Source organism: Sphingomonas sp. PSPC2-2 (assembly GCF_049897725.1).
Classification (GTDB): domain Bacteria; phylum Pseudomonadota; class Alphaproteobacteria; order Sphingomonadales; family Sphingomonadaceae; genus Sphingomonas.
Genome location: NZ_JAFCWU010000004.1, coordinates 67,082 through 80,374, shown reverse-complemented (window position 1 = coordinate 80,374; position 13,293 = coordinate 67,082). Strand labels below are relative to the sequence as shown.

At 64.1% G+C, this 13,293-nt stretch carries 7 protein-coding genes and 1 pseudogene; 1 reads left to right on the top strand and 7 read right to left on the bottom strand.

Annotated elements, in window-relative coordinates; genetic code table 11:
- Window positions 1–258: 258 nt before the first annotated feature.
- The 6 genes and pseudogenes from ACP7BY_RS08775 to ACP7BY_RS08750 form a co-directional block, all read right to left on the bottom strand.
- A pseudogene (locus ACP7BY_RS08775) lies at window positions 259–2,466 on the bottom strand (glycosyl hydrolase 115 family protein).
- Window positions 2,467–2,947: 481 nt separating this feature from the next.
- Window positions 2,948–3,283, bottom strand: coding sequence for a hypothetical protein (locus tag ACP7BY_RS08770; RefSeq protein WP_033963419.1), 336 nt, complete (start codon window positions 3,281–3,283; stop codon window positions 2,948–2,950).
- Window positions 3,284–3,350: 67 nt separating this feature from the next.
- Window positions 3,351–4,571, bottom strand: coding sequence for an SGNH/GDSL hydrolase family protein (locus ACP7BY_RS08765; protein WP_033963418.1), 1,221 nt, complete (start codon window positions 4,569–4,571; stop codon window positions 3,351–3,353).
- A gap of 35 nt (window positions 4,572–4,606) precedes the next feature.
- Window positions 4,607–5,878 (bottom strand): MFS transporter, encoded by a 1,272-nt coding sequence (locus tag ACP7BY_RS08760; protein ID WP_171010445.1) that lies wholly within the window; start codon window positions 5,876–5,878, stop codon window positions 4,607–4,609.
- Window positions 5,875–7,086 carry a D-mannonate dehydratase ManD gene (gene manD, locus ACP7BY_RS08755; RefSeq protein WP_033963416.1) on the bottom strand — a complete coding sequence of 404 codons (1,212 nt, stop codon included), beginning with the start codon at window positions 7,084–7,086 and terminating at the stop codon, window positions 5,875–5,877. The genes ACP7BY_RS08760 and manD overlap by 4 nt, the downstream gene beginning before the upstream one ends.
- Before the next feature lie 283 nt (window positions 7,087–7,369).
- Window positions 7,370–8,116 carry a FadR/GntR family transcriptional regulator gene (locus ACP7BY_RS08750; protein WP_231564885.1) on the bottom strand — a complete coding sequence of 249 codons (747 nt, stop codon included), beginning with the start codon at window positions 8,114–8,116 and terminating at the stop codon, window positions 7,370–7,372.
- 222 nt (window positions 8,117–8,338) lie between these two features.
- Between ACP7BY_RS08750 and ACP7BY_RS08745 the strand changes: the two genes are divergently transcribed.
- Complete coding sequence (locus ACP7BY_RS08745) at window positions 8,339–11,488, top strand: TonB-dependent receptor (protein ID WP_033963414.1); 3,150 nt, start codon at window positions 8,339–8,341, stop codon at window positions 11,486–11,488.
- A 239-nt stretch (window positions 11,489–11,727) separates the two neighbouring features.
- Here ACP7BY_RS08745 and ACP7BY_RS08740 read toward each other — a convergent pair whose 3' ends face one another.
- Window positions 11,728–13,293, bottom strand: coding sequence for a glycoside hydrolase family 27 protein (locus ACP7BY_RS08740; RefSeq protein ID WP_231564895.1), 1,566 nt, complete (start codon window positions 13,291–13,293; stop codon window positions 11,728–11,730).

The following is a 13,293-nucleotide window of genomic DNA, read 5'->3' as shown; positions in this document are numbered from 1 at the left end:
AGCTGCTATGCGGGCGCACGGTAGTCGGCTCGGAACAGCTGTTCGTTCAGGCACCCGTCGCGCGCGCGACCGTTAAAGCTTTAGACGAAGCCGTTCTGCAGCGGCTTGCGCCACGGGTCAGCCGACCTCAGTTGCGAACGATCGCAAAGCGTCCACCTCGTCGAAATTCTCTCGGTGAAAACTTTCCGCAAGCGGGCTGCAACTTCGAGCCCACTAAGCCGCTCTAACAGGCGACAGCCACTCCCGACGCCACGAATATCATGACACAGGCCCGAGATACGAAAGTGGTTCAGTTACCGTCGCCAGGACCAGCTTCTGAACGACCATGTTATCATCGAACCGCCAGACTTTGATTGTGTGACGACCGACTCCGAGTTCCCCGAGACCAGTGGAAAGCCGCACGACATTATTGCACACTGCGTCGGCCTAACGTTTCTTCGCCTCAGAATTTTGATCGCCGCCCGTTGCTTCGAGCGATGCACGCAAAATCTGGACCGGCCGATTGTCGATCGACACCCCGATCCGCGCGCCGTGATGCCCGGCGACGTCAAGGGTCGGCACCAGATACAGCGCTAAGGTCGCGGGCCCGGCCTGTTGCACCACGATATCATATTCCAGAAAGACGCTGTCCTCCGCGTCGGTAGCGGGGTGCCCCTGCGGGAGAGCAACCATCGCACCGTCGGTACGGCCGAGATGCGCGACCGGTGTCCAACGCAAGCCCTTTCCGTCGCGCACGCGGCTGAACGCCGTGGCTTCGATCGCAACGATTCCAGGCGGCGCGGGCGCGCGCGCGATGAATTTGGGGACCGGCTGTCGACGATCTTTCGGCGTATCGGCACCGACGCGGACGATGCTTGGCATGGTCTGCTGTGTCGGGTCGTTCCAGATGACGTAGTTCATGTGAACCTGCGCCATCATGCCGTTCCACTTGCCGCCGTTGATGCTGTGGTACCGCTGCACCAGTTCGCCGTCGCGATGGAACGCGGCTTCGACTTGATCGGCGAAGTGGTTGGCGCGCGAATCATTTTTAGATCCGAGCAGACGATTCCAAGCGGTGCCGTAATACATGCGGTAGAGGTTCGCCATTGCGGCGATCGGATATTCGATAAGCTGGTAATATGCGTCGCGTTGATCGGACTGCAACCGGTCTCGCACCGCCAGCATGCGCGCTTCCAGCGCGTCCCATTCTGCAACCATCGCGCCGAATTCGCCACCGTCGAGCCCCGCCGGGGTTGCCCCGCCCAACGGAAAGCTGGTCTGGTCGATCAGTTCGGGTTTGCGGCGGGCAGTATACTGGCTGTATGCTGTTATCATCTCGCCGATCGCGCCGGCCTGCTCCGGCCCGAACGTTGCGGTGGCCCATGCGCGCGGATAGGCGGCGAGCGCCTCGGGCGTCATCGCCTCCGGGTTCCACGCCTGCGCCAGAAAGAAAGCGAGCGGGTATTCCATCGGCTTGATATCGCCGACATTGGCGATCCAGATCGTGCGGACATCGTGCCGGTAGGCAAGGTCCATCTGCTGCCAGACCTTTTCGATCTGATTGGTGTTGATCCATTTGTAATTGCGCGGGCCGCCGACATAATCGAAGTGATAATAGATGCCATAGCCGCCCGACCGCGGCGGCGCGGCTGGATCGGGCAGTCGACGGAGCTGGCCCCAATTGTCGTCGGAGAACAGCAGCGTCACGTCGTCCGGCACCTTCATGCCGTGGTCGTAATAGTCCTGCACTTCCTTGTAGAGCGCCCAGACCTGCGGTGTCGCGCTGGCTGGTTTGCCGGTAACCTCGGCGATGATCCGGCGCTGGTCGGCGACGACCTGTTCCAACAGCCCGGTCGCGGTGCCCTCGGCCATCGCCTCGTCGCCATCGCCGCGCATGCCGACGGTGACCACGGACTCATAGGCCTTGCCGCCCCCTTTCGACGTCATGCGTTCGATACCACCGCGCCAGAAGGCGCGCAGATGATCGCCGTTCTTGGTATAATCCCAGGGTCCGCCGGTGATGCCCTGGTCCTGGTGGCGGTGCCACTCCGCTTGCGCCCGCAGCATCGGCTCATGGTGCGAATTGCCCATGACCACGCCCATCGCATCGGCCAGGACCATGCTCGCGGGGTCGTCGTCCGCGAACGCCTTGCCCCACATTGCGGGCCACAGATAATTGCCCTTCATGCGCAACAGCAACTCGAACACGTGCGCATACATGGCCGCGTTCACGCCACCGAATGTCCTGATCGCCCAGCCGGACAGGCACGGGTCCTCGTCATTGATGAAGAAGCCGCGATATTTGACCTTGGGCTGATCGCGGCGACTGCCCGCGGGGATAAGGATCTCGCGCTGGCGGCGCACCGGTACATCGGCGAACCAATGCCATGGCGACACGCCGATCCGCGCGGAGAGATCGTAGGTGCCGAACACCGCGCCACGCCGGTCCGCGCCGACGATCACCAGCGCGCGCGCCACGCCGGGCATCGGGTCATCGACGACGATCTGGCGGAAGGCTTCCCACTCGCCGCGTAGATCGGCCGCTTCGATGCGGCCGGCGCGAATGAGTTGGTCGATCACTGGGCTCTGGCCGATAACGCCGATGATCACGACAGGCCCGCGAACATCCACGATCCGACCTTCGATCAGCGCCGCGCGGCTCCCGCTCACGCGCCCGAGATCGTCCGCAAAGCTGGCGGCGACACGCCGGACCGCGCTGTCGGCATCAGCATCCACGTAGACCGTCGCAGGCTTTGAATCGGCAATCAGGCGGAATGCAGTAAGCGGGTCCGGGGCCGCATCCGCCATGGGCGCTGCGAACGATGGCACCGCAAGCGCACCGAGTGCCGCCCCCCACCCTGCGCTAGCCAGCAATGTGCGGCGGGACAGCGCCGGAAGTGAATAGCCGCTCATCTTGCTCTCCGAATTTCGTCCGACGCCGCCGAGAGGCATGCCCCGCCGCTCCGCCTCATTGCACCTGTCCAACCACGATCGATCTCGCCGACAGATCGAAGGCGAGCCGCCCGCCATCCTGCGCGCCACTGAAGCGCACCGGATGCACGGCATCGGAGGCATCGAAACTGTTGTCGCCGTCCACGCCGCGCGCGGCCGAGGCGTCGACCATTGCCATGTGGTACGGCCCGCGCCGATGCCAGGCGTCTTCCCCGAACTCCGGCACCTGCCCCTTGGCCCCGTCGCGCATCGCATGATCGCAGGGCCGCGCCCGCGATCCGCATGGCACCGCGATGTCGAAGCAGGGCCTGCGGCGGTCGATCTGGAGCGCAGCAGCGAGCGGAGAGCCCATCAGGCTGCCCGCAAGCGCACTGGGGCCAGGTGGGACAGAGATTGGCCCAGCCCGCGCCCATATGGGCTCATCGGAAAAGCGCGATCGGGACCGCCTGCCCCATCCGCGCATAGCCTGCCGGGGATGGGTGCAGACCATCGCCCGAATCGAACGCCGGCGCGAGACGCTCGGGACGCGACGGATCGCGCATGACCGCATCGAAATCGACCACCGCGTCGAACACCCCGGCGCTGCGGATCCAGCGGTTGATCGCGACGCGGTCTGCCTCGCCGGGTGCGCCGGGATGATAATAAGCCGATCCGCCGAACGGCAGGATCGTCGCGCCGATCACCTTGATCCCGCGATCGTGCGCGCGTGCGACGATTTGGCGATAGCCTTGCTCGAGATCGGCGACGAGTGCTGCATGCTCGGCCTCCGGGACGGGATGGTCGCGCGTCAGCACGCCGAGATCGTTGACCCCCTCGAGTACGATCAGATAGCGCACGCCCGGCTGCGCCAGAACATCGCGGTCGAGCCGCGCGAGCGCGTTGGGCCCGAGCCCGTCGCGCAACACGCGATTGCCGCCGATGCCCTGATTTACGATCGACAGGCCCGCGCCCACTGGCAGGCGCGCGGCGAGCACGTCGGTCCAGCGATCGTCACCGTCAGTCGTGGCACCACGCCCGTCGGTGATCGAATCGCCGAGCGCGACGATCGTGCCACCACATCCGGCGACATCGACGCCCGATATGAAATACCAATGCTCGACACGTTCGCCGGTGAGCTCCGCATCCGCGGCGTGGTTGCCGGCGGCGACGTAGCTGCTCGTGCGCGAACCGGGGTGGCCGGTCACGCCGCTCGGTGCCTGCGGCAGATGGAGGCTGATCGAAAGCGTCGTGCGATCTGGCACCGGGAACGGGATCGGATCCGACACATATTCGGCACCGGCGGGGATCGTCACCTGCGCAAGCCCGCCAAACGACAGCGTGTGATCGCTGCCGGCACGGACACGCGCCGAACCGCTCGCCTCGGCCAGGGCGAGATGCACCGAGTCGATCGTCAGCGGGGCCGTGCCGACAAGGTTGGAGAGGTGGATCCGCAGCCGCGCGCCGCCGCCCGACAGGCGCACCGTCTGGCGCAGCGTCGCGTCGCGCAATTTCGTGGCAATCCCGGTATCTGCCTGATCCGGGTCCTTTTGCGACGACGCCCAACTCGCGCTCCATTGTGTCGCACAGCGCGGGCCAGGCGCTGCGCTGGCCAGCGCAGGGGTGGAGAGAGCGAGCATCGCGGCCACAGAACGGACGATCATTGGCTAGTCTCCCGATGGAATAACGGCGCGACGCATCACGCGATCTGCTCGGGCGACACCGGCGCGTAGCGCGGAACGAGCACATGGATCACGCCGAGCGCGACCAGATAGGCGCAGGATGCGACGAGGAAAATCGGCTGGTAGCTGCCGAGCGTAGCGAGAATCGTCCCCGCGAACTTCGCCATGATCATCCCGCCAAATGCACCCGTCAGCCCGCCGAGCCCGATCACCGATCCAGCACGCCCGCGCGGGAACAGGTCGCCCGGCAGCGCATAGACATTGGCCGAAAAGCCCTGATGCGCCGCGCAGGCGAGACCGATCAGCAGTACTGCGGTCCACAGATTGGGCGCGTGCGCGGCAAAGGCGATCGGCAGCGCGAACAGGGCACAGGCGAACATCGCGGTCTTGCGCGCGCGGCCCGTGGCCCAGCCGCGCGACAGCAGCCGCGACGACAGCCAGCCGCCGCCAATCGAACCGACATCCGCAAGCAGATACACCGCGACCAATGGCGGCCCGAAGTCGAGCATCTTCACATGGTATTGCCGGTTGAAGAAATCGGGCAGCCAGAACAGGAAAGTCCACCACACGGGATCGATCAGGAAGCGCCCGAGCATATAGGCCCAGGTCTGGCGCAGCCCGAGCAGCTTGCGCCACGCGATCGGCCGCGCCCGCTCGGCCGGCTCGCGTTCGATCCAGGCGAGTTCCTCCGCCGAGACGGAGGCATGGTCGCGCGGACGGCGATAGAAGCCAAGCCAGGCGATCAGCCACAGGATCGTCAGCGCGCCCGTGGCAATGAACGCCATCCGCCAGCCAAAGGTCACCGCGATCACCGGCACGACCAGCGGGGTAACGATCGCACCGACGTTCGACCCGGCGTTGAAGATGCCGATCGCCAGTGCGCGCTCGGATTTGGGGAACCATTCGCCCGTCGCGGCGAGGGCTGCGGGAAACGCGCCCGCCTCGCCGATCGCGAGCGGCACCCGCGCGAATGCCATGCCGAGCGTACTGGTGAACAGCACGTGCGCGACGTGGCCGATCGTCCATAAGGTCACCGCCAGCGCATAGCCGATCCGCGCGCCGACGCGGTCGACCAGGCGACCGAACAGCACATAAGCGAGGCCGTAAGCGCCCTGGAACCAGATTGCGAGATTGGCATACCCTTGCTCGCTCCAGCCATATTGTGCCTGCAAGCTAGGTTTCAGCACCGGCAGGACGAGACGATCGACGTAGCTGAGCACGACCGCGGCGAACAGCAGGCCGCAAATTACCCAGCGGACGTTACCGCGCGGTCGTGCGAGGCCGCTCACCAATTGTACATCGTGCCGTCTTCGAGACGGTTCACCGGGAGATAGGCGCGCTTATACGGGTATTGCGCGGCGAGCACTTCGTCGAGCTCGACGCCAAGGCCGGGTTTCTCGCCCGGATGCATCATCCCGCGCTCGAAGCTATAGGCATGCGGGAACACCGCATCGGTCTCGGCGGTGTGTCGCATATATTCCTGTACGCCGAAATTGGGCACCGACAGATCGAAATGGAGCGCCGCCGCCATGCACACTGGCGACAGATCGGTCGCGCCGTGGCAGCCGGTGCGGATCTGGTAAAGATCTGCCAGCGCCGCGATCCGACGCAGATGCGTGATGCCGCCGGCATGGACGACGGTCGCGCGGATATAGTCGATCAGCTGGTTCTCGATCAGATGCTTGGCGTCCCAGATCGAGTTGAAGATCTCCCCCACTGCAAGCGGCGTAGTGGTGTGCTGGCGGATCAGGCGGAACGCGTCCTGATTCTCGGCAGGCGTCGCATCCTCGAGCCAGAACGGGCGATACGGCTCGAGATCTTTGCCCAGCCGCCCCGCCTCGATCGGCGTCAGCCGGTGGTGGATGTCGTGCAGCAGATGCACGTCCCAGCCGAGCGCCGCGCGCGCCGCCTTGAACAGCTCGGGCACGACGCGCAGATATTTCTCGGTCGACCACAGATTCTCGGTCGGCAGATCGGCATCGGCAGGTTCGTAGAACATCTTGTCCTTCGACACGCCGTAAGTGGAGGGCAGCCCCGGCACGCCGCATTGCAGCCGGATCGCCTTATACCCCTGCCGCTGATAATCGCGTGCGACCTCGACTGTCTCATCGATCGAGACGCCATTGGCATGGCCATAGACCATCACGCCATCCCGGCTCGCACCACCGAGCAATTGGTAGAGCGGGAGCCCGGCGATCTTGCCCTTGATGTCCCACAAGGCGGTGTCGACCGCCGCGATCGCGCTCATCGTCACCGGGCCGCGCCGCCAATAGGCACCCTTGTAGAGATATTGCCAAATGTCCTCGATCCGATGCGCATCGCGCCCGATCAGCAAGGGAATGACATGGTCGGTCAAATAGCTCGCGACCGAAAGCTCGCGCCCGTTGAGCGTGGCGTCGCCAAGACCGTAAACGCCGTTCTCGGTCTCGATCTTGAGCGTCACAAAATTGCGGCCAGGGCAAGTGACGATCACCTTGGCATCGATAATCTGGGGCATGGGGTCTTTCCGAGCGGGTGGGGAGGAATAAGGTATGGCAGCGATCAGGTCGGCATGACCTTCGCCGCGCCGATCATGCGATCGCAGCAGGGGCGTGTCGCGCGAGGACTGGCGTGTCCGGTCATGGCATCCTTCCTGTCGGTCGCTTCGACGAAGCGATGGACGCTCTGCGGCGGCCTCTTTACGATAGCGCTACCATGATAGCCTAAGCGCCACCTTGTCAATGATGTCTGTCAGGCAGGTTTAGCGGAACCCCACACCCCCGCGCCGCCCGGACGAGAGACTATGCCAGGCCGAATCTCTGCCGCCGCGCCGTGAGACTCGCGTCCAACTCGGCAATCTCTTGGACCTCGGTCGCCTGGATCAGAGCGGCGAGCACCTTGTCGAGATGCGCCCGCATCGCCCCGCGCGCCAAATCCGGGTCGCGTGCCGCGAGCGCCTCAAAGATTGCAAAATGTTCGTCGATTCGCGGCCCGACCCCGGCGCGATGCGCCTTTTGAGACATCGCTTTCTCCTGCGGCGAACGCAGCCGGGCCTGCCACAGCGCCTCGACCGCGCCGGAAATCGCACTGTTGCGAGTGGCTCTGGCGATGCTGATGTGAAACTGGTGATCGAACGTCTCGGCTTTTTCAACATCTTCGCCCGCAGCCACCAGATTATCGAAAAGCGTTTTGAGTTCCTTGATGTCATGCGCATCGACGCGCGTGGCGGCGATCGCGCAGGCCTCGCCCTCGATAGCGCGGCGCGCCTCCAGAAGCTCGAACGGCCCCACCCCGATCGCCGAGAATTTGCCGCCGCGCGGGGTCTTCGCAGAAACGTACACCCCCGACCCCATCCGGATGTCGACGAGCCCATCCACCTCCAGCGCGATCAACGCTTCGCGAATCGTCGGCCGCGATACGTTGAACGCCTCCGAGAGCTCGCGCTCCGAGGGAAGACGTGTGCCCATCGGATAATGGTCAGCAAGAATTTGCCCGCCAATCTGCCGAGCGATGTCCGCGTAGAGACGTACGGTCTTCAATTTCCCCATCGTCCTTCCGGTTGCCCTGCGGCGCATCATATCCCCGCAACACGAGCGGTGAGCACCCTCCGCGCAGCATGCCGCAGCAATGCCCGCAGCGCAATTATCTGATCGATTGGCCTTACAGCTTGTCTTTTTTGTGTTTGACAGACACTGCCTGTCAGGCCAAATGGTAGCGCAATCATAGCGCTGGAAAACGTGGCGCGTGCATAATTAGGAAGGGGATCTGACATGAGCTTTCTCACCGGTGCCGCACGCCTGACACGGGGCGCGCTTCTTGGGGCAACCATTCTTTCAGGCCTTTGCGCCCAGGACGCGTTCGCGCAGTCCACAGCTGTTCCGCCACGCTCTGGCGAGCAGGCTTCCCCGCCTGCAGCCGTGCAATCGAGCGCTTCGCCGCAAGAAACCTTGCCCGATACAGCACCCACCGACGACATCGTAGTGACCGGCTATCGCAACAGCCTGGCGCTCTCGACGAATGCCAAGCGTGCGTCGACCGGCTTTACCGATGCGATCTTCGCCGAGGACATTGGCAAGTTCCCCGACACCAACATCGCCGAATCGTTCAATCGCATTTCCGGCGTGACGATCACGCGCGACATTACGGGCGAAGGCACCAATGTCGCCATCCGCGGGCTTGGTTCCAATTTCACCAACGTGACGTTGAACGGCGCGCCGATCGCGGTTGCGTCCTCGGGTGCGACCGACGCTCAGGGTACCGATCGCTCGGTCGACCTCAGCTTTTTCCCAACCGATCTCTTCACCAAGCTGACGGTCAACAAAAGCTATACCGCCGATCTGCTCGAAGGCGGTGCCGCAGGCAATGTCGATCTGCGTTCCGCCCGGCCGTTCGACCGCGCCAAAAATTACCTGGCGTACAATGTGCAAGGGTCGCAGCAAGGCGATGCCAACCGGATCGGCGTGCGCGGCTCGCTGATCAGCAGCTGGCACAACGACACGATCGGCATCCTCGCCGGTTTGTCCGGCCAGCGCTCATTCACCGATACACGCGGCTTTGAGACGATCGGCTATACCAATCCGGCGCTGACCGCCGCGCAGTGCGGCGCAGCGACCGGTTGCAACAGCACCGGCGGCGGCAACTGGACGATTCCCTCGGTCGTGCCGACAGGCGCGGGCGGCGGTCTGGTGGCGGGGACTGTCATCGACCAGGCCTTCCTCCTGGCGCACAATCCCGGTGCCACCATCCAGCAGATCGATAACGCGTTGCTACCGCGATTGGGGCGGACTTCCGACGAGCGCGGAACGCGCGACCGTGTCAACGCGATCGTCAGCGTGGAATGGCGCCCGAGCGACACGCTCCATTTCTATGTCGATAGCCTGTATGGCTATAAGCATAACAATCTGATCCGCGAGGATATGGCGTGGATCGTGCGCAATAGCGCCATCATTCCGCTCAACATGACGTTCGACAAGGCCGATTGCAGCGCAGGCTGCTCGGTCACCGGCGGCACCTTTGCCAACGCCCAGTTCTTCGACGAATTCCGCCCCTATATCGAGACGACCAAGCTGTTCAGCGTCAATCCGGGCGGCGAATGGGAAATCTCGGACACGCTCAAGCTGACGGCGCAGGGCAATTACTCGCGTTCGACCTTCCACCGCGAAAGCCCGACGGTCGGCGCGACCACCCCGCTTGGCGTGGGCACGACGGTCACCTACGCCAACACCGATAACGGCCCGGTGATCACGCCGAACATCGATCTCAACAATCCGGCGAACTTCGGCTGGAACGCCGGCTCCCGCGTCAACATCCAGGACGAGCGGCGCATCAACAAGACCAAGGGCGCGCGCGCCGATCTGACCTGGGGCGGCCCCAAGCTGAACCTCAAGGTCGGCGGTGATTATGACGACGTCTCCCGCCTGATCCAGGGCTTCGACAACAGCCAGGCGTGGCAGAATGCGGTCTGCGGCAACAATCCCAGCATCTTTGTGGGGTCGCCCAACAGCCAGCCGCCATGCGCAGGGATCAATTCGCCCGGCGCGGCTCCTGCAGGCTACCCGACCTATCCCGGCTACGGCACCGGCGCGACCGCCGGGCAGACCGGCACCGTCAGCTATGGCGGCTCGCTCGTCCCCAACAGCGCGTTTCCAAGCTATCTGATCCCGGGGCCGGCCGGCTTCGTCACGGTCGACTTCCCGAAATTCGCCAATGCGACCAATTATCAGCAGTTCCACGATAACGAGCCCGCCTCGGGCGGGGCGAACACCGGCGCAAGCGGCGGCTATATTCGCGAGGTCGTCAAGTCGGCCTTCGCCACGCTGAACGGATCGCAGGAGCTTGGCGGCAACACGCTGCGCTTCAATGCAGGCCTGCGCTTCGTCGACACGATCCAGACGATCACGGGGACGGTGTCGCTGCCGGATCCGCGCAACACGCTCGCCGGCGGTGCCTCGCTGCCCGATGGCAGCCGGTATCCGAACATCTCGACGAGCGTGACTACGCGCAACGAATATCGCAACTGGCTGCCCGCCGCGACCTTCGCTTACGACATTGGCGCGCATGCCGTCGTCCGTGTCGCCGGGTCGCGCACCATGACCCGGCCCGATCCCTCGGCGCAGCTGCCCGGCGTCAACTTCGGCGCACCCTCGGCCGACCAGGCAACGATCGGCAATCCCGCGCTCAAACCCTATCTGTCGACCAATCTCGACCTCGGCTTCGAATATTATACCGGTCGTGAAGGGGTGATCAGCGTCAACGCCTTCCGCAAGTCGATCACCGGCTTCACCACCACCAATATCACGACGGTGCCGTTCAGCTTCCTGGCGCAATATGGCATCACCTACGACACGCTGAACCCGACGCAGCAAATCGCGCTCAATTCGCGCGGCGGCCCGACCCAGGCGCAGGTCCAACTTACGTCGCAGACCAACGTGCCCGACAAATTGACGATCAACGGCCTCGAATTCCAGTGGGTCCAGCCGCTCGACTTCCTGACCAAGCACATCGGCGTGACCGGCTTCGGCTTCAACGCCAACGCGACGATCGTCGACCAGACGAGCAAGGGCGCCGCGATCGCTTATGGCGTCGCTCCCTTCACCTACAATATCACCGGCTATTACGAGAAGCATGGCGTGATGTTGCGCGTCTCGACGACGTCCCGCCGTGGTTCGCAAAGCAGCGGTGCCGCGCAGAACGGCATTCCGGCTGCGGCGTTGTTCAACAATGACTATACGTCGTACGATTTCTCGTCGGCATTCGATCTCGACAAGATCTTCGGCATCAAAAATCTGCCGCAACTAACGGTAAACGTCGCGAACTTCACCGATGCGACGTTGAAATCCTATTTCCAGTTCAGCAACGACACCTTCACCCAGTATAAGCCGGGTCGACAGGTTCTGGTCGGGTTGCGCGGTACTTTCTAATCCCCCCTCGGGACCCTTAGCGGGAGCGGCGCGGCCGCTCCCGCCATTTTTTCGCAGGCGGGCTGGCGCTTTTAGTCGATCTGCGCCTCGATACCCGCCAGCCTGGACAACCGGGCAAAGCGGTTGGGGCAACCAGCGGATGTGAAACGGCTAGGTATGGGTGCGTTTTGTTGGCAGCACCCGCACCGGACGGTGTCACACTTTACCCGTGATCGACCTGATGACGCCGTTTGCCAACTTTACCTTGTTGCCATCGCATCCCCGCGAACTTGCAGCAGTACCACATCGTTGGCAGGAACCGTGAAGGTCGAGACCTGCGGGTCGAGCGCAACCCCCGTCCAGACGTCGCGCATCGCCGTGAACGACCCCAACCCGATATCGGCCGGGCGTAGCGTCAGGGTAACGGGCGCATCGGCACGATTGAACAATGCAATCGCATATGCCCCACCTGCCAGCGGCTTGAGCCAGATTTCCGAGCCGCCATCCTTGCGCACCGCCTTGCCCTGCACACCCCTGACATCCTGATCGATGGCGATCACACCGCGGTTTTCAAGCAGGCGTTTCGCCGCCTCGCTCGTCGTACGGACATCGTGGCCCATCATCAGTGGGGCGGCCGACATCGCCCATAGGGTCATATGCGTGCGATAGGCGCTTTCGGACATGCCGCCATTGCCGATTTCGAGCATGTCGGGGTCGTTCCACCCGCCCGGACCGGCGTCGCCTGGATCGCCATTCTTCTCGAATCCAATCCGCGCCATCGTCGCATAATCGTCGGTGATGTCACCCGTCGTGCGCCACAGATGACCGCCCACCGCCCTGCCCCAACTGCCGACGTGGAACCGGCCATATTCGCACAAGGAATAGACGATCGGCCGCCCGGTCGCGCGGAGCGCAACGCCCATTTCGTAATAGCTGCGCTGAACGGTGTCGGCATCGGCGTAGAAATATTCGCCGGAGCACAGATCGTATTTGAGATAGTCGACGCCCCAGCCTGCGAAGGTGTTCGCGTCCTGCCGGACATGACCGTAGCTCCCTTCATAGCCGGCGCAGGTGCGTGGCCCGGGCGAGGAATAGAGGCCAAGCTTCAGCCCGCGCGCGTGAACATAGTCGGCGAGCGCCTTCATGTCAGGAAATTTGGCGTTGGGCCGGATCTGCCCGTCGGGCCCGCGCCCGCCTTGCCAGCCATCGTCGATATTGACGTAGGTGTAGCCCGCATCGCGCAATCCGGTCGAGACCATCGCATCGGCGATCGCGCGGATCGTGGTGTCGTCGATCTTGTCGGCGAACTTGTTCCAGCTGCTCCACCCCATTGGCGGGGTCAAAGCGAGGCCGTCGGGCGCAAGCGTACCGAGCGCCGGCAGCGTGGTTTCGTGGAACGTCAGCGCGGTGCGTTCGGCAGCGGTGGCGCGGTGCCCGGTCAGAGCGACCGTCGACTCCCAGATGCCACCGTCGAGCAGCACGCTCTGCCCGCGAACGCGCGCGCGCCAATGACGGATGGGCACACCCGGCGTGTTGAGATTGCGCATGTCGAAACTGAGCAGCGTCGGCGTCACGACGATCTGCTGCATCGTCATTCGGCCATACCAGTCCGACGTCACCCAGCCCGACACGCTCCCGTCGGCGGCGCGGTGCAGCTCGAGCATGCGGATGCCGGGGTTGGCCGGTGCGCCGGGGAACACGAACGCGATGTCATAGGCCCCCTGCGCCGGGGTGAAGCTGAGCGGGTGCGCGACGGCTGGCGATCCGGCGAGCAGCATTCCCAGCCACGCTACCGCACCCGCGACCATGTGCCGCCATGGTCGCAC

What these genes read in the sequence shown, in the direction of transcription:
- ACP7BY_RS08770 (WP_033963419.1), bottom strand. Translation starts at nt 3,283, where the DNA reads ATGGGCTCTCCGCTCGCTGCTGCGCTCCAGATCGACCGCCGCAGGCCC.
- ACP7BY_RS08765 (WP_033963418.1), bottom strand. Translation starts at nt 4,571, where the DNA reads ATGATCGTCCGTTCTGTGGCCGCGATGCTCGCTCTCTCCACCCCTGCG.
- manD (WP_033963416.1), bottom strand. Translation starts at nt 7,086, where the DNA reads ATGCCCCAGATTATCGATGCCAAGGTGATCGTCACTTGCCCTGGCCGC.
- ACP7BY_RS08750 (WP_231564885.1), bottom strand. Translation starts at nt 8,116, where the DNA reads ATGGGGAAATTGAAGACCGTACGTCTCTACGCGGACATCGCTCGGCAG.
- ACP7BY_RS08745 (WP_033963414.1), top strand. Translation starts at nt 8,339, where the DNA reads ATGAGCTTTCTCACCGGTGCCGCACGCCTGACACGGGGCGCGCTTCTT.